This window comes from Stenotrophomonas sp. ZAC14A_NAIMI4_1, assembly GCF_003086915.1.
Classification (GTDB): domain Bacteria; phylum Pseudomonadota; class Gammaproteobacteria; order Xanthomonadales; family Xanthomonadaceae; genus Stenotrophomonas.
Genome location: NZ_CP026002.1, coordinates 2,034,634 through 2,060,289 on the forward strand (window position 1 = coordinate 2,034,634; position 25,656 = coordinate 2,060,289).

General features: G+C 68.1%; 26 protein-coding genes. 13 read left to right on the forward strand and 13 right to left on the reverse strand.

The window, feature by feature from the left end:
* Nucleotides 1–56 precede the first annotated feature (56 nt).
* Entirely contained in the window at nt 57–1,616 is a 1,560-nt protein-coding gene (locus tag C1926_RS09325) for an alkaline phosphatase (RefSeq protein ID WP_108758996.1), read from the reverse strand.
* 117 nt (nt 1,617–1,733) lie between these two features.
* Here C1926_RS09325 and C1926_RS09330 point away from each other — a divergent pair, with 117 nt between their 5' ends.
* Entirely contained in the window at nt 1,734–2,540 is an 807-nt protein-coding gene (locus C1926_RS09330) for a D-alanyl-D-alanine carboxypeptidase family protein (RefSeq protein WP_108758997.1), read from the forward strand.
* Here C1926_RS09330 and C1926_RS09335 read toward each other — a convergent pair.
* Nucleotides 2,524–3,087, reverse strand: coding sequence for a TetR/AcrR family transcriptional regulator (locus tag C1926_RS09335; protein WP_108760662.1), 564 nt, complete (start codon nt 3,085–3,087; stop codon nt 2,524–2,526). The two genes, C1926_RS09330 and C1926_RS09335, sit on opposite strands and share 17 nt — an antisense overlap.
* A 47-nt stretch (nt 3,088–3,134) precedes the next feature.
* A complete protein-coding gene (locus C1926_RS09340; protein WP_108758998.1) occupies nt 3,135–3,731 on the reverse strand; it encodes an NAD(P)H-dependent oxidoreductase in 597 nt (198 codons plus the stop codon).
* Between the two features lie 242 nt (nt 3,732–3,973).
* On the opposite strand from C1926_RS09340, the gene C1926_RS09345 reads away from it, so the two are divergent.
* On the forward strand, nt 3,974–6,025 hold the full coding sequence (locus C1926_RS09345; RefSeq protein WP_174214089.1) for a TonB-dependent receptor: 2,052 nt from the start codon (nt 3,974–3,976) through the stop codon (nt 6,023–6,025).
* Nucleotides 6,026–6,150: 125 nt separating this feature from the next.
* On the opposite strand, the gene C1926_RS09350 is transcribed toward C1926_RS09345, so the two are convergent.
* Nucleotides 6,151–6,423, reverse strand: a complete 273-nt coding sequence (locus C1926_RS09350; RefSeq protein ID WP_108758999.1) for a hypothetical protein — start codon at nt 6,421–6,423, stop codon at nt 6,151–6,153.
* Between the two features lie 4 nt (nt 6,424–6,427).
* Complete coding sequence (locus C1926_RS09355; RefSeq protein ID WP_108759000.1) at nt 6,428–7,255, reverse strand: isocitrate lyase/phosphoenolpyruvate mutase family protein; 828 nt, start codon at nt 7,253–7,255, stop codon at nt 6,428–6,430.
* Between the two features lie 156 nt (nt 7,256–7,411).
* Here C1926_RS09355 and C1926_RS09360 point away from each other — a divergent pair, with 156 nt between their 5' ends.
* The 4 genes from C1926_RS09360 (at nt 7,412) to accC (ending at nt 10,722) form a co-directional block, all read left to right on the forward strand.
* A complete protein-coding gene (locus C1926_RS09360) occupies nt 7,412–8,122 on the forward strand; it encodes a DOPA 4,5-dioxygenase family protein (protein WP_108760664.1) in 711 nt (236 codons plus the stop codon).
* A 237-nt stretch (nt 8,123–8,359) separates the two neighbouring features.
* Nucleotides 8,360–8,803 carry a type II 3-dehydroquinate dehydratase gene (gene aroQ, locus C1926_RS09365; protein ID WP_108759001.1) on the forward strand — a complete coding sequence of 148 codons (444 nt, stop codon included), beginning with the start codon at nt 8,360–8,362 and terminating at the stop codon, nt 8,801–8,803.
* A gap of 61 nt (nt 8,804–8,864) precedes the next feature.
* The gene (accB, locus tag C1926_RS09370) at nt 8,865–9,344 is read left to right on the forward strand and encodes an acetyl-CoA carboxylase biotin carboxyl carrier protein (protein WP_108759002.1); all 480 of its coding nucleotides are present in this window, start codon (nt 8,865–8,867) and stop codon (nt 9,342–9,344) included.
* A gap of 10 nt (nt 9,345–9,354) precedes the next feature.
* The gene (gene accC, locus C1926_RS09375; RefSeq protein ID WP_108759003.1) at nt 9,355–10,722 is read left to right on the forward strand and encodes an acetyl-CoA carboxylase biotin carboxylase subunit; all 1,368 of its coding nucleotides are present in this window, start codon (nt 9,355–9,357) and stop codon (nt 10,720–10,722) included.
* Between the two features lie 135 nt (nt 10,723–10,857).
* Here accC and C1926_RS09380 read toward each other — a convergent pair whose 3' ends face one another.
* Nucleotides 10,858–11,232, reverse strand: coding sequence for a hypothetical protein (locus tag C1926_RS09380; protein ID WP_079223772.1), 375 nt, complete (start codon nt 11,230–11,232; stop codon nt 10,858–10,860).
* Nucleotides 11,229–12,194: a hypothetical protein gene (locus tag C1926_RS09385; protein ID WP_079223773.1), complete on the reverse strand. Its 966-nt coding sequence runs from the start codon at nt 12,192–12,194 to the stop codon at nt 11,229–11,231. The genes C1926_RS09380 and C1926_RS09385 overlap by 4 nt, the downstream gene beginning before the upstream one ends.
* Before the next feature lie 163 nt (nt 12,195–12,357).
* Between C1926_RS09385 and prmA the strand changes: the two genes are divergently transcribed.
* From prmA to fis, 3 genes are all read left to right on the forward strand, one after another.
* Complete coding sequence (prmA, locus tag C1926_RS09390; RefSeq protein ID WP_108759004.1) at nt 12,358–13,278, forward strand: 50S ribosomal protein L11 methyltransferase; 921 nt, start codon at nt 12,358–12,360, stop codon at nt 13,276–13,278.
* Between the two features lie 42 nt (nt 13,279–13,320).
* Nucleotides 13,321–14,106, forward strand: a complete 786-nt coding sequence (locus tag C1926_RS09395) for a DUF3426 domain-containing protein (protein WP_108759005.1) — start codon at nt 13,321–13,323, stop codon at nt 14,104–14,106.
* A 114-nt stretch (nt 14,107–14,220) separates the two neighbouring features.
* Complete coding sequence (gene fis / locus C1926_RS09400; protein WP_006397198.1) at nt 14,221–14,496, forward strand: DNA-binding transcriptional regulator Fis; 276 nt, start codon at nt 14,221–14,223, stop codon at nt 14,494–14,496.
* A gap of 100 nt (nt 14,497–14,596) precedes the next feature.
* On the opposite strand, the gene C1926_RS09405 is transcribed toward fis, so the two are convergent.
* From C1926_RS09405 to C1926_RS09430, 6 genes are read right to left on the reverse strand one after another with little or no spacing between them, the layout of a single operon-like run.
* Nucleotides 14,597–15,592, reverse strand: a complete 996-nt coding sequence (locus C1926_RS09405; RefSeq protein WP_108747497.1) for a phosphatidate cytidylyltransferase — start codon at nt 15,590–15,592, stop codon at nt 14,597–14,599.
* The gene (locus C1926_RS09410; RefSeq protein ID WP_079223777.1) at nt 15,589–16,218 is read right to left on the reverse strand and encodes a lysophospholipid acyltransferase family protein; all 630 of its coding nucleotides are present in this window, start codon (nt 16,216–16,218) and stop codon (nt 15,589–15,591) included. The genes C1926_RS09405 and C1926_RS09410 overlap by 4 nt, the downstream gene beginning before the upstream one ends.
* A 12-nt stretch (nt 16,219–16,230) precedes the next feature.
* Entirely contained in the window at nt 16,231–16,668 is a 438-nt protein-coding gene (locus C1926_RS09415; RefSeq protein WP_108759006.1) for a hypothetical protein, read from the reverse strand.
* The gene (locus C1926_RS09420) at nt 16,665–17,996 is read right to left on the reverse strand and encodes a phosphatase PAP2/dual specificity phosphatase family protein (RefSeq protein WP_108759007.1); all 1,332 of its coding nucleotides are present in this window, start codon (nt 17,994–17,996) and stop codon (nt 16,665–16,667) included. The genes C1926_RS09415 and C1926_RS09420 overlap by 4 nt, the downstream gene beginning before the upstream one ends.
* Nucleotides 17,996–19,747 (reverse strand): bifunctional alpha/beta hydrolase/class I SAM-dependent methyltransferase, encoded by a 1,752-nt coding sequence (locus C1926_RS09425; RefSeq protein WP_108759008.1) that lies wholly within the window; start codon nt 19,745–19,747, stop codon nt 17,996–17,998. The genes C1926_RS09420 and C1926_RS09425 overlap by 1 nt, the downstream gene beginning before the upstream one ends.
* A gap of 35 nt (nt 19,748–19,782) precedes the next feature.
* Nucleotides 19,783–20,400, reverse strand: coding sequence for a CDP-alcohol phosphatidyltransferase family protein (locus C1926_RS09430; protein ID WP_108759009.1), 618 nt, complete (start codon nt 20,398–20,400; stop codon nt 19,783–19,785).
* Nucleotides 20,401–20,581: 181 nt separating this feature from the next.
* Here C1926_RS09430 and purH point away from each other — a divergent pair, with 181 nt between their 5' ends.
* Genes purH through purD form a run of 4 tightly spaced genes read left to right on the forward strand, consistent with a single transcriptional unit; the run spans nt 20,582 to nt 25,437 of the window.
* Nucleotides 20,582–22,165 (forward strand): bifunctional phosphoribosylaminoimidazolecarboxamide formyltransferase/IMP cyclohydrolase, encoded by a 1,584-nt coding sequence (gene purH / locus C1926_RS09435; protein WP_108759010.1) that lies wholly within the window; start codon nt 20,582–20,584, stop codon nt 22,163–22,165.
* Nucleotides 22,166–22,181: 16 nt separating this feature from the next.
* Nucleotides 22,182–23,048: a hypothetical protein gene (locus tag C1926_RS09440; RefSeq protein ID WP_108759011.1), complete on the forward strand. Its 867-nt coding sequence runs from the start codon at nt 22,182–22,184 to the stop codon at nt 23,046–23,048.
* Between the two features lie 16 nt (nt 23,049–23,064).
* Nucleotides 23,065–24,096 (forward strand): RhuM family protein, encoded by a 1,032-nt coding sequence (gene rhuM, locus C1926_RS09445; protein WP_108759012.1) that lies wholly within the window; start codon nt 23,065–23,067, stop codon nt 24,094–24,096.
* A 54-nt stretch (nt 24,097–24,150) separates the two neighbouring features.
* A complete protein-coding gene (purD, locus tag C1926_RS09450) occupies nt 24,151–25,437 on the forward strand; it encodes a phosphoribosylamine--glycine ligase (protein WP_108759013.1) in 1,287 nt (428 codons plus the stop codon).
* Nucleotides 25,438–25,656: the final 219 nt, after the last annotated feature.

The following is a 25,656-nucleotide window of genomic DNA, read 5'->3' on the forward strand; positions in this document are numbered from 1 at the left end:
TTACAAAGGGCGATGAGCAGAGCAGTCGAGCATGGCTCGACTCTACAAAGGGCGGGTCAGCGCTGCAGGGCGTCCTGCACGGCCTTGGCCACGTCGGTGTTGTCGATGTAGCTGCCGTCGTTCCAGCGCACGTGCTGGCGGTAGCCGGCATCGACGCCGCGCACGCGCTGGCCCAGCAGCTCGGCGCCGTTGCCCTTGGCCCACAGCGGCACCAGGCCGTTGGAGTGGTTGCCGGTGGGGCGGAAGCTCATGCCCGGCATCTGCCCGCGGCCGTTGTTGCGCACCGGCTCGAAGGCTACCTTCTGCGCGTCCGGGCCCATCGGCATGCTGTTGTCGTGGTCGGTGGTGACGATCAGCAGGTTGCGCTCCCAGCCACCGTTCTGCTCGATCCACGCGACCACCGCCGACACCGCGTCGTTGAACTCGGCGGTTTCCTCGATCAGGCGGCCGTACTGCGGCTGGTCGGTGCAGGCACCGTAATGCCACTCGGTACCGCAGGCGCTGGTGTGCGCGGCCCAGTCGGTGGCACCGCCTTCAACCATCAGGAACAGGCCCTTGGGCGAGCGCTGCTGCAGGAAGCGCAGCGCACCCCGGGTCATGGTGGCCAGGTCCGGCACGCTGTCGATCTTCTTCACCCCTGACGGCGTGGCGGCATCGCGACCGACCACCGGCAGCTGTCGCGCCTGCTGCAGGGTGTTGGCCACGCGCGGCACGCCGATCAGCGGGCGGTCAGCCGGCAGGCGGCCGTCGGCCAGCGCGGCGAAGTCGTCCTTGCTGCGGATCAGGCGCCAGGCTCCGGCCGGGTTGCCGGCAATCGGCGTGCCCGCTTCCAGCTGCTGCCAATCCTGCTGCGACACCCATTCCCACGGGTTCTGGCAGCCTTCCGCGGCGACCTTGTCCATGCCGTCCGCGCAGGGCCTGCCATCGACGCTGTAGCCGGGGCCACCGGTACCCATCACCAGATCCATGTGGCCCTGGGCCAGCATCTGGTGGGCGATCTGGTGGTAGCTGTTGCGCGATTCGGCCTGCGCGGCGAACGCGGCCGGCGTGGCATGCGGGAACGGCACCGAGGTGACCACGCCGGTGGCCATGCCCAGTGCCTTGGCGCGCAGGGTATTGAACTCCACCGGCTGGCCATCGTTGTTGTAGTTGATGGCGTTGTTGTAGGTCTTTACGCCGGACGACAGCGCGGTGCCGGCGGCGGCGCTGTCGGTGGCCACAGCCGCCAGGTACTGGTAGGCGACGAAGGGCAGATCCGGTGCCGGAACTTCGGTGGTGTCCCACGCCTGGGCGGGGTCATAGCCGATGCGCTGCGAATCGTCGCGGGTGGGCTGGCCACTGGCGTTGAGCGGGAAGGTGGTGACCGCAAGGCGCTGCGGGAAGTCTGCATACGGCGCGCCTTCGCGGCTGCCGTACTGCCAGTACGCGGCCGCATCCCAGGTGCCCCAGCCCGCGCCGTCGTTGATCATCACGATGACGTTGTGCGGGCGCGCTCCGTCGGTCGTGGCAGTGGCCACGGGCGCATCGGGGCGCGTCGTCGGCTGACAGGCAGTGAGCGCGGCAAGCGCAGCCAGGATCGACGGGCACAGCCAGCGTCGCGCGAGGGGTCGGGTCATGGGGATTCCTGCGGTACGAACGGCGGCGACACCGCCAACAGCGGCTCGTTATATCATTGCAATGTTGCAGATTCGTGCGGCATTGCTGCCTGCACGCTGCGTACGATTGCGTTGATGATGTCACTGACCGATTCGCCGGTACCGGCTCTTTCTTCGATCACCGTGGATGCGGCCACGCTGCGCATCCTGCAGCAGCACGATGCCAGGCTGCCACGCGCGCCGGCCTCGCTGACCAAGCTGATGACCGCGCACGTGGCCTATGAAGCCATCGCGCACAATGGCCACGCGTGGTCGGATACAACGACCGTCGATGCGCGCGACGTACACGCGGTCGCTGCCGACGAAACGCGGATGGGCCTGGTGCCGGGCGAGACCATCACCCTGGGCCGCCTGCTGGAAGGGCTGATGATCGTGTCCGGCAACGATGCCGCGCTGGCGCTGGCCCGCCACCTGGCAGGTTCGGAGGCTGCGTACGTGCAGCGGATGAACACTGCGGCCGCACGCATGGGCCTGCGCGACACGCACTTCGTCTCAGTCTCGGGCATCACCACGCCGGGCCATGTATCGACCGCGCATGACATGGCGATGCTCGCTGCGCGGCTGCTGGCCGATCATCCGCAGGTGCTGGCCATCACCGCGCAGCGCCACTTCAGCCACGGCACGTTCTGCAAGGACAACCAGAACACGCTGCTGGGCAGCGACGGCAGCGACGGCATCGATGGCCTGAAGACCGGCTATACCCGCGCGGCAGGCTTCTGCCTGGCGGCGACCGCGTGCCGCGACAGCGAAGAGGCAACGCACCGGCTGATCAACATCACCCTCGGCGCGCCCACGCGGGAAACGCGGAACGCGTGGGTCCAGCAGTGCCTGCGGGAAGGTTTCGCGCAGCTGCAGCGCGACGCGGCGATCAGCGCGCGCGGTTGACGGTGTCGATGATCAGCCGTTGCAGCTCCGCTTCCGCATCCGGCTGCTGCAGCGCGCCCGCGGCCACCGCTTCGGACAGCGACTCGGCGGCTCCCAGGATCGCCCAGCGCCCGGCCACGGGTACATCGCCGTCGTTCGCGAACGCGCCCAGCCACTGCGCGCACTGGTCGACGAAATCCTGCTGGTAGCGGTGGCGCACGTCGCGCAGCTCAGGTGACCCGGCCAATGCGGCAAGGATCGCCTGGATGTCGCTGCCCTGCGACAGCACGCAATCGATGTAGCCCGATGCGATGGCCTGCGCGCGTGCATCCAGGCGCGCCGGCGCCGCGCCGATGCGCGCATCGAACACGGCGGTCTGGCGCTGGTCGTAGTCGGCGTACAGCGCGGCCAGCAGCCCGTTGCGCGTGGTGAAGTGATCGTAGGCGACCGGCTTGGTCACGCCTGCGGCCTCGGCCAGGCGGCCCAGGCTGAGTGCATCGGTGCCCTCGCCACCCACCAGGGTCCAGGCCACGTCCAGCAACTGGCGGCCGCGCTGTTCGCGCGACATCCGGCGGCGGGTGGGCGTGGCGGTGGTGGACATGCAGCGGCTCCATGTCAGCGGGTGGGTGTGCCTATGGTACGGCCGATGTCCGCAGCGGTCTGCAGATGCGCCTGCGCCTGGCCACTGTCAGCATCGAGCAGCAGCGTGGACGAACGCACGGTGGCACCGCAGTAATCGAAGATGCCCATGTCGATCTGCGTCTTCATCGCCGCACCATAGCCGCGCCGTTCGATCATCTCCGCGCCCGCGCCACCGATACCGACCAGGTGCACCTGCAGCCGCTGCAGCTTCTTTTCCACCTTGCCGTCGGCACCGTCGGCGTAAGCCCAGCCCTGGGTGAACACACGGTCGATCCAGCCCTTCAGCAACGCCGGGAACGACCACCAGTACAACGGATAGACCAGCACCAGCGTGTCGGCGGCATCCACGCGCGCGTGCTCGGCGGCCACGTCGGCCGGCACCGCTGCGCCCTGCTTGAACAGGCCGATGTCAGCGGTGTTGAAACGGGGATCGAAGCCTTCGGCGGCGAGATCGGCCACGGTGACGGTGTTGCGCGCGTCGGCGCCGGTGATGGCCTGGCCGATGCGGGCGGCGACGGCATGGGTGAGGGAGGCGGGATCAGGATGGGCGACGACGATGAGGCTGTGCATGGGAGACGCTCGCGAAGTGATTAGTTACCAATGGTAACTAACGAACATGTTTCCACCAGCACCTCACGCAGGACGCTGATTTCAGCTGGATCGGCGCGGCCCCGCGCCGCCCATGCAAGCGTTCATGTGTCACCAAACGTCAAATGCGAATGATTCGTGATACGATTGTTAAAGAATTCTGAAACCCCCACACACGGACGTCCCAGCCATCGCCAGTGGACCCTCAACAGGAGTACTGCGCGATGTCGCACGCCGTTCTGAAACCCCGTCGTTCCGTTGCCGCCCTGGCCGCCGCCATCGGCCTTGCACTGGCCAGCACCGCCCACGCCGATGCCTCCGCTGATGCCGCTTCGGCCAAGCAGATGGATACCGTGGTGGTCACCGCCACCGGCGCCCAGCAGTGGATCAAGGATGCGCCGGCCAGCATCAGCGTCATCAGCCGCGAGGAGATCGAGCGCAAGCCGGTCACCAGCATCGGCCAGCTGCTGAGCACCGTGCCGGGCGTGACCGGCGGCTATGCGCTGTCCGGCGCGCAGTCGAAGATCCGCCTGCGCGGCCTGCCCGAGCAGTACACGCTGATCCTCATCGACGGCCGCCGCCAGGGCAATTCCTCCGGCGTGAACTACCGCGACGACCTTGGCCCGCAGGATCTGAACTGGCTGTCGCCGGACATGATCGAGCGCATCGAAGTGGTGCGCGGCCCGATGTCCTCGCTGTACGGTTCGGATGCGATGGGCGGCGTGATCAACATCATCACCCGCAAGATCGCCGACCACTGGGGCGGCTCGGTCACCTTCAACCACAGCATGCCCGACTCGTCCACGCGCGGTGACACCACGCAGATGGGCGCGCTGTTCAGCGGCCCGCTCACCGACAACCTCGGCGTGCGCATCGGTGCCAACGTCACCGACCGCAAGTCCGACCGCCTGGAAGACCAGACCCCCGGCAGCAAGGCGGAAAATGCCAACCTGCAGTTCCACTGGCGCCTCAACGACGACCACGCGCTGACCATCGAAGGCTCGCGTGGCGTGCAGCGCAACACCGGTGCCGGTGATGTGTACGCCTGGGGCCTGTCCAAGCTGGTGCAGACCGGCTACGTGCTCGGCCACGATGGCCGTTACGGCGACACCACCACGTCCAAGACCACCCTCGTACAGAACGACTACAAGGACAAGGGCAGCGCGGTGGGCAACCACTCGAAGGAAACGGTGTTCGATACCGCCTTCACCACCGGCTTCCACTGGGGCTTCGAACACAGCCTCAACGTGGGCGGCCAGTGGAAGCGCGAGCAGCTGGAAAACAGCGACACCATCGGCACCGTGCCGGTGACCTGGACCGGCAGCAGCCGCATCAGCCCGACCAGCGAAGCCGATTCGTGGGCACTGTTCGCCGAGGACCACGTCACCCTGCACGAGCGCTTCGTGCTGACCCTGGGCGTGCGCTGGGACAACACCGACAACTACGACGACAACGTCAGCCCGCGCATCTACGGCGTGTGGCACCCGGGGGATGCGTGGACCGTGCGCGGCGGCGTGTCCAAGGGCTTCCGCGCGCCCAACCTGAAGCAGGGCACCGCCGGTGCCGCCACCCAGTCCGGTGGCCGTGGCTGCGGCAGCCTGACCCCGGAAGGCTGGAACAGCCGCCTGGTGAGCGCTGACGGCACCACTGGCTGCTACATGGCCGGCAACCCGAACCTGGAACCGGAAACCAGCACCAACTACGAGCTGGGCGTGGGCTTCGACCAGAACGGCTGGTCGGCGTCGGCCACCTACTTCCTGACCAACTTCGACGACAAGATCGAACAGGTGCCGCTGCGCGACATCCCCGGCCAGACCACCAGCTTCGTCAACGGCTTCTGGTGGACGGTGGCGCAGAACATCCAGAAGGCCCGCACGCGCGGCGTGGAAGCCAGCGTGACCGTGCCGCTGCACGAACGCCTGAGCTGGACCACCAATGCCACGCGCATGCTGGAATCGAAGAACCGCACCACCGGTGCCAGCCTGCTGGTGGTGCCGAAGATCACCGCCAACACCTCGTTGAACTGGGACGTGACCGATGCGTGGTCGTTGAACCTCAGCGCGCAGCACATCGGCAAGCAGCTGGTGGCCTCGTCCAGCTCGACCTTCGCCAAGGCGTACACCACGGTGGACCTGGTGACCGGTTATGACGTGAACGAGAACCTGACCCTGCGTGCGGGTGTGCTGAACCTGGACGACGTGTCGACGCTCGAAGACGGCAACGACTACGACGGTGGCGCGCGGACGTTCTTCGTCGGCCTGACCGCGCGGTTCTGAGCAGGCACCGGGGTCAGAGCCCTTTGCGGTGCAAAGGGATCTGCCCCCCACCCGGCCGGCGTCGGATCCCTTCGGAGGAGGGCTCTGACCCCACTGGCGTGGCTCCATCCACGCATGGCGTGGATCTACTCCAGGTCCTTCAGCGGCAGCACCAGGGTTTCCTGCAGGTGTTCGTGACTCCAGGTGCTGCCGCCGCGCGCGTGGCCCTCCAGGCGCAGCGCTGTGCGCCCGGCATCGTGCCAGCGCACGTGGATCTCCAGCTCCAGTGGACCGTCGTCGCGCTCCAGCACACACACCTGGGCCGGTCCGTCGACCCGGGCCAGCAACGCCTGCGCCGGCGCCTGGCGCAGCGCGTCCATCTCCCTCACCAGCGCTGCATGGGCGGTTACGTTGTCCATGGCGTCAGCGGAACAGGTCGTTCAGGGCTGCGCCCGCAGCGGCCTGCTGCAGGCCGTCGAAACGGCCCTCGCGCAGGATCGGATCGGTGGCCTGCATCAGCCCGCCCCATGCCGCGCGCGCCAGTGCGCCGCCAAGGCTGACCCGGCGCACGCCCAGTGCGGCGATGTCCTGCAGCGTCAGCGGGCTCGGCCCGCCGACCAGCAGGTTGACCGGTTTCGGCCCGGCTGCCGCAACCACCGCCACGATCTGCTCGCGCGTGGTGATGCCCGGTGCGTACAGCACGTCGGCACCGGCCGCGGCATAGGCACGCAGCCGCTGCAGGGTGTCCTCAAGATCAGGCACGCCAACGAAGAAGTTTTCCGCACGCCCCACCAACAGCACATCGGCACCTGCCCGATCGATGGCGGCACGGGCGGTGGCCAGGCGCTGCACCGCCTCCTCCAGCGGCCGCAGCGGCGCTCCGGCCACGCCGCTGGCATCTTCAATCGACAGCGCGGCAACGCCGGTGCCCAGTGCAGCGGTGACCGCCTCGCCGACCGCGTCCGGCGTCGCACCGAAGCCATCGCCGAAATCCGCGTTCAGCGGCAGCGGCGTCGCGCTCGCCATCAGGCGCAGGTGTTCCAGCGTCGCTTCCAGCGAAACAGCACCGTCCGGCCGGCCCTCGCTCCACGCGCAGCCCGCACTGGTGGTGGCCAGGGCCTGGAAGCCCTGCCGCTGCAGATAGCGCGCACTGCCCACGTCCCACGGGTTGGGCAGCACGAAGCAGCCCTGCGCATGCAGCTGCCGGAAGGCGGCGCGTCGGCGGGCGGTATCGGCGTCGGGAGCAGTCATGGCGGACATCCAGGGCGGCGGTCCGGCCACCCTAGCCCGGCGGCCACCACGACTCAACGTGGCGGCCGCTGCCCGGCATCACCTGATACCTGCTGCTTATTGGACGCTGCCAGCCACATCGCCGAGCGTGGCGCCTCTGCCATCAGGACGCTGGCCATGCCACCGCACACCCCTGCCCCACCTTTCGACGTGGCCGAAGATGCCCATTGGGCCGACCTGCTCTCGCCCGTGCGCCGGCGCCTGATCGCCTCGGCCGGCGTGGCCGTGGGCGGGCTGGCCACGGCCAGCGCTGCGAGCGCCGCCGCCAACACCACCGAGCCGGGCCAGCCAGGCTTCCGCCCGATCGTGCCGCCGCCCGCGCAGGGCCACAGCCCCTGGGGCCAGATTACGGCCGCCGAAGCGACGCCGCGCCCGTCCAGCGTGCGCCCGGGCGAATCGCCACTGCCCAGCCGGCCGCGCGCCTATACCGCTATCAAGAGCTACCACGCACATATCTATTTCGACGAAGACAGCTACCAGAAGGCCGCCCTGCTGCGGCGCTGGGCGGCCGAGCGCTTCCCGGTGGAACTGGGCAACTGGAACCTGGAGCCACGCGGCCCGCATGTCACGCCCTCGTTCTATTTCGGCTTCAGCAACGACCTGCTGCCGGTGCTGGTGCCGTGGCTGCAGCTCAACAGCCTGGGCCTGACCATCCTCATCCACCCCAACACCGGCGATGGCCGTGCCGACCACCTGTATTACGCGCTGTGGGTGAACCGCGCGCAGCCGGTGAACGCCTACAACTGGCCGGTGCCGAAACCCGGGCAGACCGAGGCGTTGGAGGAGGTGTTCCCGAACGTGGTGCCGACGGTGCCATTGGAGACGTGAGCGCGGGGCGCGGCGCGCGGCCACCCACGCATGGCGTGGATCTACGTCATCGTCGGCCTACGTGCGGGCATCCCCGCCGCGATGGCGTTCAGCGGGCCTTGATCCGCCGCCACCCATAGGGCCGCAAGCGCTTCCACGATTTTTCAAACGATTGTTTTAAACACCTGCAATTTCGCCGAACTGGACAGCATCCGCAGGTTCCGCCAGACTGCCGCCCTTTCCCGTTGATCGGATTCCATGGCGAAGCTGCTGGTCCTGCATGGCCCCAACCTCAACCTGCTCGGTACCCGCGAGCCGGAGGTCTATGGGCACACCACGCTGGCCGACATCGACCAGGCGCTGGCCGCCCAGGCCGCTGCGGCCGGGCATGCGCTGGAAAGCCTGCAGTCCAACGCCGAACACGTGCTGGTGGACCGCGTGCAGGCCGCACGCACCGACGGTACCACGTTCATCCTGATCAACCCGGCCGCCTTCACCCACACCTCGGTCGCCCTGCGCGATGCGCTGGCGGCGGTGGCCGTGCCGTTCATCGAGATCCACCTGTCCAACCCGCACACCCGCGAACCGTTCCGCCAGCACAGCTATTTCAGCGACAAGGCAGTGGGCGTGGTGTGTGGCTTCGGCGCCGACAGCTACCGCTACGCGATGGACGCGGCGCTGCTGCGGATGTCCGCCACCTGATTGTCGACCCGGGCGCCAGCCGGCGCTCTACCTCACCTAGATAGAAACCAAAGAGGCCCTCATGGATCTGCGCAAAATCAAGAAGCTGATCGACCTGCTGGAAGAGTCGAACCTGGCTGAAATCGAAATCAAGGAAGGCGAAGAGTCCGTGCGCCTGTCGCGCGCCCCGGTGGCCGGCTACGCCGCGCCGATGCCCGCCCCGGTGTACGCCGCGCCGGCCGCCCCGGCTGCGCAGGCCATGCCGATGCAGTCGCCGACCGAAGCCTCCACCGGCGGCACCGCCAAGCCGGGCCCGGCCCTGCCGGAAGGCCACGTGCTGCGCTCGCCGATGGTCGGCACCTTCTATGCGTCGGCCGCTCCGGACAAGCCGGCGTTCGTCACCGTTGGCCAGCAGGTCAAGGAAGGCGAGACCCTGGCCATCATCGAAGCGATGAAGATGTTCAACCCGATCGAAGCCGACAAGTCCGGCACCATCGTCGCCGTCCTGGGCGAGAACGGCCAGCCGGTGGAATTCGACCAGCCGCTGTTCGTGATCGGCTGAGGGGCACGCCATGCTCGACAAAGTCGTCATTGCCAACCGAGGGGAGATCGCGCTGCGCATCCTGCGCGCGTGCCACACCCTGGGTATCCGCACGGTGGCCGTGCACTCCACGGTCGACCGCAACCTCAAGCACGTGGCCATGGCCGACGAGTCGGTCTGCATCGGCCCGGCACCGTCGCCGCAGAGCTACCTCAACATCCCGGCGCTGATCGCTGCGGCCGAAGTCACCGACGCCCAGGCCATCCACCCGGGCTACGGCTTCCTGTCGGAGAACGCCGACTTCGCCGAGCGCGTGGAGGAGTCCGGCTTCATCTTCATCGGCCCCAAGGCCGACACCATCCGCATGATGGGTGACAAGGTCGAAGCCATCCGCGCGATGAAGTCCGCCGGCGTGCCGTGCGTGCCCGGTTCGGGCGGCCCGCTGGGCGATGACATCGTCGCCAACACCAAGATCGCCCGTGAGATCGGCTACCCGGTCATCATCAAGGCGGCCGGTGGCGGCGGTGGCCGCGGCATGCGCGTGGTGCACGCCGAAGCCTCGCTGAAGACCTCGATCGAGACGACCAAGGCCGAGGCCAAGGCCGCGTTCGGCAATGGCGAGGTCTACATGGAGAAGTTCCTGGAGAACCCGCGCCACGTGGAGATCCAGGTGCTGGCCGACGGCCAGGGCAATGCCATCCACCTGGGTGAGCGCGACTGCTCGATGCAGCGCCGCCACCAGAAGGTGGTGGAAGAAGCACCGGCACCGGGCATCAGCGCCGAACAGCGCGAACAGATCGGCAAGGTCTGCACCGAAGCCTGCGTGCGCATCGGCTACCGCGGCGCCGGCACCTTCGAGTTCCTGTACGAAGACGGCCGCTTCTACTTCATCGAAATGAACACCCGCATCCAGGTGGAGCATCCGGTTACCGAAATGGTTACCGGCATCGACCTGGTGGCCGAGCAGCTGAAGATCGCCGCCGGCCAGAAGCTGTCGATCAAGCAGAGCGACGTGGTGCTCAGCGGCCATGCCATCGAGTGCCGCATCAACGCCGAAGATGCTGAAACCTTCGTGCCGAGCCCGGGCACCATCACCGGCTTCCATCCGCCGGGCGGCCCCGGCGTGCGCGTGGACACCCACATCTACAGTGGCTACCGCGTGCCGTCGAACTACGACTCGATGATCGGCAAGCTGATCGTGCACGGCCCGGACCGCGAAACCGCCATCGCCCGCATGCGGGTGGCGCTGAGCGAAATGGTGGTGGACGGCATCAAGACCAACGTGGCCCTGCAGCAGCGCATCATGCGCGACAAGGGCTTCCAGGCGGGTGGGCAGAACATCCACTACCTGGAAAAGCGTCTGGCCGAGCGCAAGAACAAGCCGATCGCGCTGACCTGATCGGCGGCAGATGCTGGACACGAAAAGGGCGGGGATTTCCCCGCCCTTTTTTGTTGCCTGTTTCCTGTAGAGCCGAGCCCACGCTCGGCTTGCTGCAAGCGCAGCCGAGCGTGGGCTCGGCTCTACAGAATCGGGTCAGCGCTTGTCGGCGACTTCGGCAGGAATCTGCGTATCGGCCAGCGGACGCACGCCATTGGGCGAGGTCGGGTCGATGATCACCATCGTCTCGGTCGAACCATCGGGCCAGACCACCTGGAAGGTACTGCCCGCCGGCAACGCAGCGAAGGGCGCGCCGCTCTGCGCGCGGTACACCGCGGCCACCTGGCTGGCACCGGCGCGGCGCACGTCTTCCTGCGCCTTCACCGAGGTCAGTTCAACCTTGGAAAGGTGCCGGTAGCGATCCTCGTAGGTGTCGATCATCAGCAGGCCAACGGCGCCGGCCGAATACGCGACAAACAACGCCACCCAGAACCAGAACTTGGCCCCGTGCAGGAATCGACGGTAATTCATTGCCCGTTCCTCTTTCCAATCAATTGCTTGATCCATTCGTTCATCTTCCCCGCACCTTGCCGCGATACCGCAGCGTCATACACGAAATCCTGGAAATCCTGTGTCCCATCCTGCGAACAGATCCCTCCGTTCGCGCAGTAACTGTTCATCAGCACGCTGTCGGCCCCACAAGGTAGACCGAGTTGGCAGGCCGCAACCCGCCATGCCATCTCACTGAGCTGTTCACCGGCCACCATGTCCACCAGCGCCTTGTCGCCGGCAGCGCGCGTGCCCATGCCCGGCGCCAGGGCCATGTAGGCCTCCGGATCGCGCGAGGTACGCACGCGTTCGACCAGGTCACGGCGGTACTGCTCGTTGCTGTGCAGCGGCTCGCCCTCGGCGAACAGTGCCGCTTCGGCGGCGAGGTTGCCCTGCAGGGCTGCACGGCGGCGTTCGTTGAACACCAGCGACGGCCCCAGCTTGTCACCCGGCACGAAACCGCCGCAGCGCTGGGCCACGCGTTCGCGCGCCTGCACCATCGCCGGTGCCGCGCTCAGGCCCAGGCCGGCCAGCACGTTGTTGTCCAGGCGGTAGCCACCCGGGTCGACCGCATACTGCGCGCAGTAGTCGTAGACCCGGCTGAGCATCCAGCGCGCTTCGTGGTTGCCCTGCTCGGCCTGCACCTTCAGCCGCTGCGCGTAGGCGAACAGATCGGTCTCGCCCTCGATGTCGGCGCGGATATCCAGCGGCAGGCCCGAAGGCAACGCGGCGCTGCGCTCGAAGCCGGCCAGGCGGCGCGCGAGGGCCTCGGGCATCACCGGCTCCAGCGCTTCCTGCACCGTGGCCGTCGATACGGCCAACGGTTCGCCGACATCCACCTGCGCGGAATGGCCATGGCCGCTGGCCCGATAACCGGCCACGCCCAGCACGGCCACGGCCGGCAGCACGAGCAACCAGGTTTTCAGGGTCGGGGCGAGGGCCATCGGCGGTCGGTTACGGCACGTCGGGCAGGAAAGCGCCAAGTCTAGCAAGGCCCGGGAGGCATGTCTGAACCGGTCTCGTTCAGCCTGGGTCAGCATCTCAGAGCATACGGAGACGGCCGGATGGTCTAGCATGGCCCCCTTTCCCGCGATTGCCCCCACCGCCATGCCGTTCCTGGAACTGACCCTGCGCTGCACCGAAGCCACCCAGCCCCGCTATGAAAACGCGCTGGAGGACGTGGGCGCGCTGGCGGTCACCCTGCTCGATGCCGAGGCCGACACCAGCAACGAGCAGGCCATCCTCGAGCCGGGCGTGGGCGAGACGCCGCTGTGGGACACCCTGGTGCTGAGCGCGCTGTTCCCGGCCGACAGCAACGCGCTGCTGCTGCTGGCTGCGCTGGAGGCGTTCGACCCGGAACTGGACTGGACCGGCGGCAGCTTCCGCGCGGTCGAGGACGAAGACTGGGAACGCGCCTGGCTGGACCAGTTCCAGCCGATGGATTTCGGCAGCCGCACCTGGATCGTGCCGTGGAACCATGAACTGCCGGAGGCCGCGCAGGCCGCCGACGCCGCCGTGGTGCGCCTGGACCCGGGCCTGGCCTTCGGTTCGGGTACCCACCCGACCACCGCGCTGTGCCTGCGCTGGCTGGACCAGCTGGCCGTGGATGGCGCGCTGCAGGGCCAGCGCGTGCTCGACTTCGGCTGTGGCTCGGGCATCCTCGCCCTGGCCGCGCTGAAGCTGGGCGCCGCCGAGGCCATCGGCGTGGACAACGACCCGCAGGCGCTGATCGCCACCGCCGACAACGCCGAGCGCAACGGCGAACAGGCCCGCATGCACGTCTACCTGCCGCAGGACGAACCGGTGGCCACCTATCCGATCGTGGTCGCCAACATCCTCGCCTCGGCGCTGGATGCGCTGGCCGAACTGCTGGCCGCACGCGTTGCTGCCGGTGGCCGCATCGCGCTGTCGGGCATCCTGCATGGCCAGGAAGGCGAACTGCTGCAGCGCTATGCTGCGTGGTTCGACGACCTGCAGGCCACCCAGGATGGCGATTGGATGCGCATCACCGGCGTACGCCGCGCCTGATCGTGGTTGAATGACGGCTGGATCCGAGCCCGCGCCCTGAGCATGTCCGAGCCGAACCCGCCGCGTCGTCCGCTTGCCACCTTCCTGCGTTCCGCGCCGGGAACCGATGCGCCGCCCCGGACCGGGCAGGCGCAGGCCCCCGCTGACGACACCGCCGATGCCGCTGCCGGACAGGCGGCGGGGTCCGGGCCGCGCGCCGAGCCGGTCGTGGACACCTCCTTGCTGGAACAGGCACCGGCACCGGCGCACACGCGACAGTCCGATGACACTGTCATCGAAACGTCCACCGGCAGTGACGACACCGCATCGGCCACTCCGGCCAGCGATGCACCCAGCTTCCTCGGCGTGCGCCCGCGTGCCCTGCCGACGCCACGCTGGCACTGGGCACTGGTGGCCGGGCTGGCCCTGCTGCTGGTGCTGCAGAGCGTACTGGCCGACCGCGCGCGGCTGGCCGCCGATGCCGGGCATCGTCCGTGGGTCAGCGCGCTGTGCGGTGTCCTTCGCTGCAGCCTGCCCGCATGGCGCGAACCGACTGCATTGACCATGACCAGCCGCGAGATCCGCCCGTTGCCCGGGCAGGCCGGCGTGCTGCAGGTGCAGGCCAGCATCCGCAATGATGCGCGCTGGGCGCAGGCATGGCCCGACCTGCGCCTGTCATTGGCCGATGCCGATGGCCGGGTGATCGGCACCGGTGTGTTCCCGCCCGCGCAGTACCTGGGCGAGAACCCGGGCGCGGCACTGCTGGAACCGGGGCAGAGCGCCCGCATCGCCTTCCGTGTGCAGGAACCGGCAGCCTCCACGGTCGCATTCACCTTCGAGTTCCTTTGATCGGGACGAAGGCGTCCAGCCGTGGCAGGTCGGGCACGCTCGCGCTAGACTGGCCGCCTCCACCTCGTCCGGCCGCGCGCTCCGCGCGCACGGGCCACCGAATCGGGAACCCCCTTGAACGCTGTCCTTTCTCGTCCTGACAACAGTCGTGGCGCTGCCCGGCCACCGCTGCGTGAACACGTCGCCCAGTCCGTGCGCCGCTACCTGCGTGACCTCGATGGCTGCGACGCGGACGATGTCTACGAGATCGTGCTGCGCGAGATGGAGATTCCGCTGTTCGTGGAAGTACTCAACCACTGCGAAGGCAACCAGAGCCGCGCCGCCGCGATGCTGGGCATCCACCGCGCGACCCTGCGCAAGAAGCTGAAGGAATACGGCATCAGCGCGTAAGCGCGCGTGGGTAGTGCCGGCCGCTGGCCGGCAACCGCATGAACGATGGCAATCAGGGTCAGAGCCCTTCGCTGTGCGAAGGAATCCGACCCCGGGTTGATCAGCCCACCCCACCCGCCTTCCAGTAATACCGCACCACGTGGAAGAACACCGGCGCGGCGAAGCACACCGAATCCAGCCGGTCGAGCATGCCGCCATGGCCCTCGATCATGTGGCCCCAGTCCTTGATGCCGCGGTCGCGCTTGATCGCCGACATCACCAGGCCACCCCAGAACCCCATCAGGTTGATCAGCAGCGACAGCCCGAACGCCTGCAGCGGCGTGAACGGGGTGATCCACCACAGCGCCGCACCCAGCGCGCTGGCACTCAGCACGCCGCCCACGAATCCTTCCACCGTCTTCGACGGCGACAGCTTCGGCGCGATCAGGCGCTTGCCCAGCAGCTTGCCCCAGATGTACTGCAGCACGTCCGAGGACTGCACCACGATCACCAGGAAGGCGAACAGCAGCACGTTGCGCGACGGGTCGTGGCCGGGCACGTGCAGGTTCAGCAGCAACGGCACGTGCGAGATGCAGAACACGCAGATCATCAGCCCCCACTGCACCTTGGCCGTACGCTCCAGGTAGTGCGTGGTGTCACCGCCGATGGTCGACAGGATCGGCAGGAACAGGAACGCGTAGACCGGAATCAGCAGCGTGTACATGCCGTACCAGTCGATCCACACCAGGTAGTACTGCCACGGCAGCACGATGTAGAACGCCGCCAGCAGCGCGTAGTAGTCACCCGAGCGGGTCGGCGCCAGGGTGATGAATTCGCGCAGCGCGAACAGCGAGATGATGGCGAACAGCACGATCACCCCGGCGCGGCCGAACAGCAGCGCACCGCCGACCACGATCGCCATCACCCACCACGCGCGGATGCGCGAAACGAGGTTGGCGATGACCGCACTGGGGTTGCCGCGCTGGCGCCAGCGCAGGGTTTCGGATACCAGCGTGGCCAGCACCAGCACCGCGCCGACACCGGCAAACAGCAGGCCGGTCTGCTGGCCTACGCTCTGCGTGGCCAGATCGCCGGAGACATCCAGCAGGAAACTCATGCGCGGCCTCCGTTCGGTGCCAGGTCCAGCAGCGCCTGCCGGCTGCGCGCCAGGAACGCCGCCTTGTCCTCATCGGCCTGCAGCCGCAGCGGCGTGCCGAACGTGGCCGTGCACAGCAGCGGCAGCGGCAGGAAACGCCCCTTGGGCATCACCCGCTTGAGGTTGTCGATCCACACCGGTACGAACTCCAGTTCCGGGCGCTGCCGCGCCAGGTGATAGATGCCACTCTTGAACGGCAGCAGCGGCTCATCACCGATGTTGCGCGTGCCTTCGGGAAACAGGATCAACGAGCATCCCTCGTCCACCGCATCGCGCAGCCCCTGCAACGGATCCTGCTGGCGGCGCGCCGCATCGCGCTCGACCAGAACGCCATTGAACACTGCATCGATCAGGTAGCGGCGCAGTGCATCGCCCTGCCAGTACTCGGCAGCAGCCACCGGCCGCACCTGGCGCCGCAGTGCCGGCGGCATCGACGACCAGATCAGCACGAAATCGCCATGGCTGGCGTGGTTGCCGTAGTACACGCGGTGCTCGCTGGACGGCGCACAGCCGATCCACAGCGCGCGCGCCCCGGTCACTACATGGATCGCGCCACTGCAGGCACGGGCGATCAATTCAGCAAACATCGACACCTCCGCTCAGGTCTGCGGCCACAGCACGGCCAGCAGCAGCACCGAAAACTGCAGCAGCGTGGCCACGTACTGGCGCACCAGAAGGCGGCGCATGCCGATCCAGCGTGCCTCCCAGCCGCGCACGGGCGCCTGCGCATCGCGGCGGCGCAGGCCGGCGGTGTGCAGGGCCGCGTCCACCCGCTCGGCGGCGGCATCACCCTGCAGGTGCTCGCGCAGCAGCAGCTGCAGCAGGCTGGCGTCCAGCTGCACCCGAACCGCGTAATACGCCTGCACCACGCCCACTGCCACGCTCAGCAGCAGCAGGCCGGCGGCGAACATCGCCAGCCCAGGTTCCACGCCCAGCAGCAACAGCGCCACCAGCAGCAGGCCCAGTGACAGCGCAGCGGGCAGCCGGCCCTGGCGCAGCAGCAGGTGCATCATCGGCAGATCGGCAGCGGTGCTCATGCGGTGCTCTCCGGTGCGGCGGCGGCCGCGATGGCCTGTAGATGAACGTCATGCAGGACGATGGACGGCCGCGCGGCACGCACCCGGGCCACGGCCTCGGCGGCGCTGCAGACCCGCCCGGTCCGCAGCAGCCAGGTGGCCACGCTGGCCGCGCTGCGCGAGTAGCCCAGCGCGCAGCACACCAGCAGCGGCCCGTGCGCGCGCAGGCGCTCGATCGCCTCGGCAGCTTCAGCCAGCTGCGCGGGAGACGGCACCACCAGATCCAGCATCGGCACGCTGGCATAGGCCGCGCCCGGCGCATGGCAGGACAATTCGGCGCAGGTATCGACCACACCGCGCAACGGGGCAGGCAGTGCCGCGCAGGGAATGCGTCCCAGCCACACCCCGCCGGCCACCTCCACCGGCTGCGGCGCACCGCGCGTCCACAGCCGCGAATTGATCCAGGCCGCCGCCAGGTACGGCGCCAGCAGCCAGCGCGCGGCCATCGTCAGCCGCCCATCGGCGCGCTTCTGGAACACCGCCGCGCCCAGCCCGGCATAGGCCAGCGCCACCAGCAGCAGCGCCACCACCGGCCACAGCAGCCACAGCGCCGCGCCCCCCAGCAGCACCGGCACCAGCAGCACTGCCGCGCCCAGCAGATAGAACGAGGCCAGGCGCCAGCGCTTTGGATCGCGCGCCGTGCGCCACGCCCGCGGCGGCGGGGTGCCCTGCTCCGGCCACAGCCACACGCACAGCCAGCCGGCCAGCAGGCCGGTGGGCACATCGATGAAGTGGTGCTGGAAGGTGGTCAGCACCGAAACACCGATCAGCAGCGCCCATGCGTGCAGCAGCCAGCGCCATGCGCCCTGCAGGTACTGCGCGTACTTCACCCACAGCACGATCAGCAGCACGATGTGCAGCGACGGTGCCTGGTTGAACGGCTTGTCGAAGCCCAGCAGCACATCGAACAGCCAGCCGAACACGCCGTCGATCTCCGGCCGCTGGAAGCTGAAGCGCAGCGGCCACAGCAGGAAGCAGGCCACCGCGATGACCTGCGCACTGAACAGCCGCAGCGCGTGCCGGTCCAGCTCGAGGCGCTGCCGGCACAGGAAGAAGGAGATCGCGTAGAACAGGTCGATCGACCAGTACGGCACGATCGTCCACGGTACGAACGGGATGTGCGCTTCCCAGGCGAACGCCATCACCGGCAGCGCGGCGTGGCGCCCGGCCATCCAGTTGGCGAAGCCATAGCTGGCGAAGAAGAACGGACCCAGCAGCACCAGCCACAGCAGGGCGCGCCGCCAGGGGCGCCCCTCCGCAGCCAGCGGGGTTGCGGCCAGCGTCGCCATCACGCAGTCCGGCGCGCCAGCGACACGGTGAAGATGCCGAACGCGTCGATGCGCTGGGCCACCTTCTCGAACCCGGCCAGACGCACCAGCTCGTCCATTTCCTGCTGGGTACGGCGCCGCATCACCCACGCTGCGCCGCCCCGGTGGCTGGTCAACGCACGGGCGATGAACTCCAGCTGCGGGTGCCAGGGCTGGCCGGTATAGGCCAGGTAGCCGCCCACCGGCACGGTCGCGGCGATGCCCTGCAGCGAACGCAGCACCGCATCGTTGTCGGGGAACAGTTCGTACAGGCCGGAGACCACCGCCAGCGTCGGCGCCGGGTCGACCTGCGCCAACTGTGCCGGGTCGAACGCATCGCCCTGTTCGAAGCGGGCGATGTCGGCCGCGCCGAGGCGCTCGATCAAGGCCTGGCCCTGGGTCACGTTCAACGCACTGAAATCACGCAGCACGATGCGTTCGGCGCGCTGCTCACCCTGGCCCAGCGCTTCCAGCACGTAGCGGCCATGGCCGGCCGCCACGTCCAGCACGCGCACCGGCATGCCCTGCCCGCGCAGGCGCTGGGCGGCATCGCGCAGCAGTTCCTGCAGGTGCTGGCCGCGGATGCGGATACCACGCCAGCCGATCGCATCGAGATAGTTGCGGTCGACCATGCGCCCCAGCGGGCCCTTGCCGCGTGCTTCGTCGCGGTAGATGTAGTCCAGTGTGCTGCCCGAATCGAAGCCGGTCTGCAGGCCAAGCGCGATGCCCTCGGAGAGCGTGCCGCCGACCCGCAGGCCGCCACGCACCACGCGCCAGCGCAGGTCGGCCAGGCTGTTGCGCTCCGGCGGCCAGGCCAGGATCTCCGACTCTTCGAAGGTCGGCCCATGGCGGTGCGCATCGCGGCGCGACAGCTCGCGCAGCGGTTCGGCGAAACGCGCCTGGATGAAGCTGCGGATGCGCGCCAGTGCCGGCGCGCGATCACGTTCGCCCAGCGTGTCGTGGAAGAAGCCCGGCAGGTGCACGCGCTCCTTGATCGGGCTGGACAGGCGCTCGTAGAAGCGGTCCTGCGGGCCACGGTGCACGACGAAATCCGAGCCGGACACCAGCAGCTGCACCGGCACGCTGATCGCCTGCGCATCGGCGACGATGCGGTCAGCGGCCTCGTACAGGCCCAGCAGCACGCGCACCGAGATCGGCCGGGTGATCAGCGGGTCGGTGCGGTAGCTTTCCACCCGCGCCGGGTCGTGGGTCAGCCACTGCGGCTTGACGTAGCTGTTGACGAAGAAGTTGCCGCGCAGCTTCTGCATCAGGCCCAGCCCCGCCCGGGCGAACGGCACGTACAGCTTCACCTTGAACGCCGGCGAAGCCATCACCAGCGCGCGCAGGCGCGGCGCGTAGTCGTGCACCCAGGTGGCGGCAACCACGGCGCCCACGCTCTGCGCGATCACCACGATGTCCTCCACTGCGATGCCATGCTCGGCACCGATGTGGGCGATGAAGCTGTCCAGGTCGCGCACCAGCGCCGGGAAACCCGGGGCATCGCCGCGCGCGCCCGGCGAACGGCCGTTGCCACGTGCATCCCAGGCGAAGAAGGCGGTGTCGGGCAGGTCCAGCTCATCGACCAGGTGGGTGACCCGCCCGGAATGTTCGTGGCCGCGATGCAGCAGCACGATGGCCCTGGCCGGCGTGGTGGTCGTGGTGCTCGCCCAGTACCGGTAGAACAGCGGTACCTGGTCGAAGCTGTGGAATTCCCGTTCCTGCGCCTGACGCATGCAATCTCCAGATTGTCTTTTTGGTTTGTAGTTGTTTACTGCGGCGGAATCGCCGCTTCCTGCAGCCCGCGGCGGACGCGGTTGATCATCGTCAGCACGCACAGTGCGGCCATGGCCGCAGCCACGCCAGTGACCGTCATCGCGCCAACCCACCCGAACGCCAGCAGCAGGCCCAGCGCCCCGATCACGAAGGCGCGGTCGCTCTTGCCCATCGGGCCGTCATAGCGGCGGCTGGCACCGACCATCAGCCCCAGTACGCCGGCGTATTCGCTCAGCGCCGCGGTCCAGGCCAGCAGCCACAGCGCCTCGGGGCGCACGCCCGGCACGCTGAGCAGGCTCAGGTACAGCGCCGCATCGGCGATCACATCGCACAACTCGTTCAGGTAGGCGCCCAGCTTCGACTGCTGGCCGAACTCGCGGGCGAGCATGCCATCCACGGCGTTGAGCGCCATGCGCAGCAGCATCCACAGCGGCAGCAGCAGGTACAGCAGCGGCTGCGCGGGCGCGCAGCACCACACGGCGGCGGCCACCAGCAGCGAGACCACGGCGGCGGCCACGGTCACCGCGTTGGCGGTGATGCCCATGCGGTAGAGACCGCGCACGGCCGGACGCAAGAGGTCCTGGAAACGTCCTTTCAATGCATAGATCGACACGATCTGAACCCGCTGATCCCTGGCAGTTCCGGCATAGCCTACCCCATGGCGTGTTCAGCCCGGCATGCCGATGCAGGCCGTTTTCCCCTGCCGGGGCCAGCAAAGCGCGTCGGCAGCGCCCGCCACCGGCCCCCACGAACTACAATATCGGCCCCGCTCCGCTGCCGATTGCCCTGTCCCCATGACTGCTGATCTGTTGCCCGTCCGTCGGGCCCTCCTCTCCGTTTCCGACAAGACCGGCCTGGCCGAGCTGGCCACCGCGCTGGCTGCACGCGGCGTGGAGTTGCTGTCCACCGGCGGCACCGCCAAGGCCATTCGCGACATGGGCCTGGCCGTGAAGGACGTGGCCGACGTCACCGGCTTCCCGGAAATGATGGATGGCCGGGTCAAGACCCTGCACCCGATGGTGCACGGCGGCCTGCTGGGCCGTTCGGGCCTGGATGACGCGGTGATGGCCGAGCACGGCATCGGCGCCATCGACCTGCTGGTGCTGAACCTGTATCCGTTCGAATCGGTCACCGCCAAGGCCGACTGCACCCTGGCCGACGCGGTGGAGAACATCGACATCGGCGGCCCGGCCATGCTCCGCTCGGCGGCCAAGAACTTCGCCCGCGTGGCGGTGGCCACCGACCCGTCGCAGTACGCCGAACTGCTGGCCTCGCTGGAGGCCAACAACGGCCAGCTGTCGGCCAGCACCCGCTTCGCGTTCTCGGTGGCGGCCTTCAACCGCGTCGCCCAGTACGACGCGGCCATCAGCAACTACCTGTCGGCGGTCACCGCCACCGATGCCGCCGTGCCGGCCCGTGCCGAGTACCCGGCGCAGATGAACTCCACCTTCGTGAAGGTGATGGACCTGCGCTACGGCGAGAACCCGCACCAGAGCGGCGCGTTCTACCGCGACCTGTACCCGGTGCCGGGCACCCTGGCCACGTTCCAGCAGCTGCAGGGCAAGGAACTGAGCTACAACAACCTGGCCGATGCCGATGCGGCGTGGGAATGCGTGCGCCAGTTCGATGCGCCGGCCTGCGTCATCGTCAAGCATGCCAACCCGTGCGGCGTGGCTGTCGGTGCCGGCAACGGCGATGCCTACGAGCTGGCCTACGCCACCGACCCGACCAGCGCCTTCGGCGGCATCATCGCCTTCAACAAGCCGCTCGATGCGGCCACTGCGAAGGTCATCCTCGACCGCCAGTTCGTCGAAGTGCTGATCGCCCCGGACTACGAGCCGGCCGCGCTGGAATACGCGCAGAAGAAGGCCAACGTGCGCGTGCTGCGCATCCCGCACGGTGATGGCCTGAACAACTTCGACAGCAAGCGCGTGGGCTCGGGCCTGCTGCTGCAGTCTTCCGACAACCGCGGCATGACCCGCGATGAGCTGAAGGTGGTGAGCAGGCTGGCACCGACCGACAAGCAGTTCACCGACCTGCTGTTCGCGTGGAAGGTGGCCAAGTTCGTGAAGTCCAACGCGATCGTCTACGCCAAGGACAACCGCACGATCGGCGTCGGCGCCGGGCAGATGAGCCGCGTCTATTCCGCGCGCATCGCCGGCATCAAGGCGGCCGACGCGAACCTGGTGGTGGAAGGTTCGGTGATGGCGTCCGATGCGTTCTTCCCGTTCCGCGACGGCATCGATGCCGCAGCGGCCGCCGGCATCAAGGCGGTCATCCAGCCGGGCGGTTCGATGCGCGACGCCGAAGTGATCGCCGCCGCCGACGAACATGGCCTGGCCATGGTGTTCACCGGCGTTCGCCACTTCCGCCACTGATCCTGGAGCGACACGGATGTCCGCAGTTTCGATCAAACCCCTGCTCCTGCCCGCCCTGCTGGGCGCGGTCCTGCTGGCCGGCTGCAAGCCGGCCGCCGAGCCGGCACCCGCCACTGCCCCGCAGGCAGAGACGCCCGCCGCGGGCAGCACCGCAGCGGCCGGGCATGCCAGCCGCACCGCGCGCCTGCAGGCCTTCCTGACGGCGCGTTACGGCAAGGACGCGCAACTGTCCGACGACTGGCGCGGCAGCTGGGCGCAGGACGGTGACAGCCGCCCAGTCGACTGGGCGGTGTGCGCCGAGCAGCCGGTGGTAAACGGTGACAGCTGGCAGCAGCTGCTGGCGGTGTGCGGCGAAGTGGCCGACGCCGGCCATGCCGACGCGGGCACCATCGACTTCTACGTGCTGCGCCCGGCCGCCGACGGCTTCGAGGTGGCGGCCGAGCTGACCGGCGGCACCTATGGCAGCAGCGGCCGCCCGGGCAGCGTCGAGATCCTGCGCTTCGGCAGCGATTTCTACGGCTTCCGCAACGTCAGCGGCTGGTACGGCCAGGGCTACTCGCTGCAGACGCAGAGCTTCATCCTGCCCGGCCCGAACGGTCTGGTGGACGCCGGTAGCGTGCGCAGCCACATCGACAACACCGCGGCCTACGACTGCGATGACGCCGAGCAGGCCGAAGACTGCCGCACCCGCATGTTCGACATCGAGTTCGAACTGCGCATGGACGACAGCAACCGCAGCGCGCGCACCTGGCCGCTGCTGATCGAGGAAACCGGCAGCAGCTGTGGCGGCACCAACGTGCGCCGCACGCACCGCTTCACGCTGGACCCGAAGACCTGGACCTATTCCTTCCCCGACGCGCTGCAACGCGAGGGCTGCGAGTGAGGCATATCGACCGGCCATGAACAGCACCCTCGGCGAACTGATCCTCTACCGTACCGACGATGGCCGGACGGAGGTCCACCTGCGCGCTGCGGAGGGGACGGTGTGGATGACCCAGGGCGAGATGGCCGAGCTGTTTGATACGACCAAGCAGAACATCAGTCTTCACGTCCGGAGGATCCTGGAGGAAGGGGAGCTTCCGGCCGATTCAGTTGTCAAGTTTGACTTGACGACTGCTGCCGATGGCAAGCGATACAGGACGCAGCTTTATCGACTTGAGCTGATCCTGGCGGTCGGATTCCGGGTGCGCTCCCCACGCGGCCGCCAGTTCCGGCGCTGGGCTGGCTCGTCGCTGGCCGAGTATCTGGCCAAGGGCTTCCTGCTCAACGATGCTCGACTGAAGGATGCCGAACGAGCCGACTACTTCAAGGAACTGCTGCGCCGCATCCGCGATATCCGCAGTTCGGAGAAACGGTTCTATCAAACCCTGCGCGATCTGTTCAAAGCCAGCAGCAGCGACTACGACGGCACTGCGCAGACGGCCAAGAGCTTCTTCGCCACCATCCAGAACAAGCTCGTCTACGCCGTCACCGGCCGTACTGCTGCCCAGTTGATCGTTGAGCGCGCGGCCCCTGATTCGGCGACGCTCGGTCTGACCCATTGGCAAGGCGAGCGCATCAGGAAGTCCGATGCCGTGGTTTCCAAGAATTACCTCGCTCAGCAGGAGCTGGAGCAGCTCAATCGCCTGGTGACCATGTTCCTGGATTTTGCCGAGGACCGCGCCGAACGCCGCATCGAGATGCGCATGGCCGACTGGCTGACCCAGACTGATCGATTCCTCGATTTCAATGAGCGCGCGATCCTGGAAGGTGCTGGCCACGTCTCGCACCAGCAGATGGAAGCGATCATTGCCGAGCGCTACGGGGTGTTCGATCAGCATCGCCGCAGCAAAGAGCTGGTCGAGGCCGAGCAGGAGGCGGTCGATGACCTGCGCCAACTCGAAGCAGAAGCAAAAGCACTGACCAACCCTGCGCTGAAGCGCGAGGATTGAGCAGTTCCCCTCCACCGTTCTCCCTCCTGATTTCTCCGTTCGGATACTTCCCACATGAAGAAGATTCTTGTCATCGGCTCTGGCGGCCGCGAACACGCCCTGGCATGGAAGCTGGCCCAGTCCTCCCGTGTCACCGAAGTGATCGTGGCGCCCGGCAATGCCGGCACCGCCACCGAAGACAAGTGCCGCAACGTGGCGGTGAAGGTGACCGACATCGACGGCCTGCTGGCGCTGGCCCAGGCCGAAGGCGTGGCGCTGACCGTGGTTGGCCCGGAAGTGCCGCTGGTGGCCGGCGTGGTCGACCGCTTCCGCGCCGCCGGCCTGCGCATCTTCGGGCCGACCGCCGCCGCCGCGCAGCTGGAAGGCAGCAAGGCGTACGCCAAGGATTTCCTGGCCCGCCACAATATCCCCACCGCGTTCTATGCCGTGCACACCGAGGTGGATGCTGCGCTGGCCTACATCCGCAAGAAGGGCGCACCGATCGTGGTCAAGGCCGACGGCCTGGCCGCTGGCAAGGGCGTGATCGTGGCGATGACCCAGGCCGAGGCCGAGGACGCGGTGCGTGACATGCTCTCGGGCAACGCCTTCGGCGATGCCGGTGCGCGCGTGGTCATCGAGGAATTCCTCGATGGCGAGGAAGCCAGCTTCATTTCGATGGTCGATGGCGTGCACGCGCTGCCGATGGCCACCTCGCAGGACCACAAGCGCGTCGGCGATGGCGATACCGGCCCGAACACCGGCGGCATGGGCGCCTACTCGCCTGCGCCGGTGGTGACCCCGGAGGTGCATGCCCGGGTGATGCACGAAGTCGTGAACCCGACCGTGCAGGGCATGATCGCCGATGGCATCCCGTTCACCGGCTTCCTCTATGCCGGCCTGATGATCGATGCCAGCGGTGCGCCGAAGGTGATCGAGTTCAACGTGCGCTTCGGCGACCCGGAAACCCAGCCGGTGATGCTGCGCCTGCAGTCGGACCTGGTGGATCTGGTGGAAGCGGCCATCGATGGCCGCCTGGACGCGGTGGACGCGCAATGGGATCCGCGCCCGTCGCTGGGCGTGGTGCTGGCCGCCAGGCCTTACCCGGAAGCGCCGATCACCGGTGACGTGATTTCCGGCCTGGACGCAGTGCCCGCCAACGCCAAGGTGTTCCATGCCGGTACCACGCTGGATGCGCAGGGCCAGGTGCTCAGTGCGGGTGGCCGCGTGCTGTGCGTGGCCGCGCTGGGCGACAGCGTGCGCGACGCGCAGGCCAATGCCTACGCCGGCGTGGCCAAGGTGACCTGGGCCAACGAGTTCCACCGCACCGACATCGGCTGGCGCGCGATCGCACGCGAGGGTTGAGGCCCGCGCGGCGTCAGTAGATCCACGCCATGCGTGGATGAGCCCCACAAACAAGAAAGGCCCGGCATTGCCGGGCCTTCTGCCATTCAAAGAACTGGCCAGTTCGGTGCGATCAATCAACGCGCTTTCGCGGGCGTCGACCTCCTTGGCTGGGTATTGCTGCACGCGGAGACAGGCTTAAGACACAGCGCCTCATAGATCCTCAAACGAGGCGTATCG

Bases quoted from the DNA above. Each gene is read 5' to 3' on its own strand.
- C1926_RS09335 (WP_108760662.1), bottom strand. From the start codon at position 3,087: ATGTCGCGCGAACAGCGCGGCCGCCAGTTGCTGGACGTGGCCTGGACC.
- C1926_RS09325 (WP_108758996.1), bottom strand. From the start codon at position 1,616: ATGACCCGACCCCTCGCGCGACGCTGGCTGTGCCCGTCGATCCTGGCT.
- C1926_RS09350 (WP_108758999.1), bottom strand. From the start codon at position 6,423: ATGGACAACGTAACCGCCCATGCAGCGCTGGTGAGGGAGATGGACGCG.
- C1926_RS09345 (WP_174214089.1), top strand. From the start codon at position 3,974: ATGTCGCACGCCGTTCTGAAACCCCGTCGTTCCGTTGCCGCCCTGGCC.
- purD (WP_108759013.1), top strand. From the start codon at position 24,151: ATGAAGAAGATTCTTGTCATCGGCTCTGGCGGCCGCGAACACGCCCTG.
- C1926_RS09415 (WP_108759006.1), bottom strand. From the start codon at position 16,668: ATGAGCACCGCTGCCGATCTGCCGATGATGCACCTGCTGCTGCGCCAG.
- C1926_RS09385 (WP_079223773.1), bottom strand. From the start codon at position 12,194: ATGGCCCTCGCCCCGACCCTGAAAACCTGGTTGCTCGTGCTGCCGGCC.
- C1926_RS09330 (WP_108758997.1), top strand. From the start codon at position 1,734: ATGTCACTGACCGATTCGCCGGTACCGGCTCTTTCTTCGATCACCGTG.
- C1926_RS09340 (WP_108758998.1), bottom strand. From the start codon at position 3,731: ATGCACAGCCTCATCGTCGTCGCCCATCCTGATCCCGCCTCCCTCACC.
- C1926_RS09440 (WP_108759011.1), top strand. From the start codon at position 22,182: ATGTCCGCAGTTTCGATCAAACCCCTGCTCCTGCCCGCCCTGCTGGGC.
- C1926_RS09380 (WP_079223772.1), bottom strand. From the start codon at position 11,232: ATGAATTACCGTCGATTCCTGCACGGGGCCAAGTTCTGGTTCTGGGTG.
- purH (WP_108759010.1), top strand. From the start codon at position 20,582: ATGACTGCTGATCTGTTGCCCGTCCGTCGGGCCCTCCTCTCCGTTTCC.
- C1926_RS09395 (WP_108759005.1), top strand. From the start codon at position 13,321: ATGTCCGAGCCGAACCCGCCGCGTCGTCCGCTTGCCACCTTCCTGCGT.
- C1926_RS09355 (WP_108759000.1), bottom strand. From the start codon at position 7,255: ATGACTGCTCCCGACGCCGATACCGCCCGCCGACGCGCCGCCTTCCGG.
- accC (WP_108759003.1), top strand. From the start codon at position 9,355: ATGCTCGACAAAGTCGTCATTGCCAACCGAGGGGAGATCGCGCTGCGC.
- C1926_RS09410 (WP_079223777.1), bottom strand. From the start codon at position 16,218: ATGTTTGCTGAATTGATCGCCCGTGCCTGCAGTGGCGCGATCCATGTA.
- C1926_RS09425 (WP_108759008.1), bottom strand. From the start codon at position 19,747: ATGCGTCAGGCGCAGGAACGGGAATTCCACAGCTTCGACCAGGTACCG.
- C1926_RS09420 (WP_108759007.1), bottom strand. From the start codon at position 17,996: ATGGCGACGCTGGCCGCAACCCCGCTGGCTGCGGAGGGGCGCCCCTGG.
- prmA (WP_108759004.1), top strand. From the start codon at position 12,358: ATGCCGTTCCTGGAACTGACCCTGCGCTGCACCGAAGCCACCCAGCCC.
- aroQ (WP_108759001.1), top strand. From the start codon at position 8,360: ATGGCGAAGCTGCTGGTCCTGCATGGCCCCAACCTCAACCTGCTCGGT.
- rhuM (WP_108759012.1), top strand. From the start codon at position 23,065: ATGAACAGCACCCTCGGCGAACTGATCCTCTACCGTACCGACGATGGC.
- C1926_RS09360 (WP_108760664.1), top strand. From the start codon at position 7,412: ATGCCACCGCACACCCCTGCCCCACCTTTCGACGTGGCCGAAGATGCC.
- accB (WP_108759002.1), top strand. From the start codon at position 8,865: ATGGATCTGCGCAAAATCAAGAAGCTGATCGACCTGCTGGAAGAGTCG.
- C1926_RS09405 (WP_108747497.1), bottom strand. From the start codon at position 15,592: ATGAGTTTCCTGCTGGATGTCTCCGGCGATCTGGCCACGCAGAGCGTA.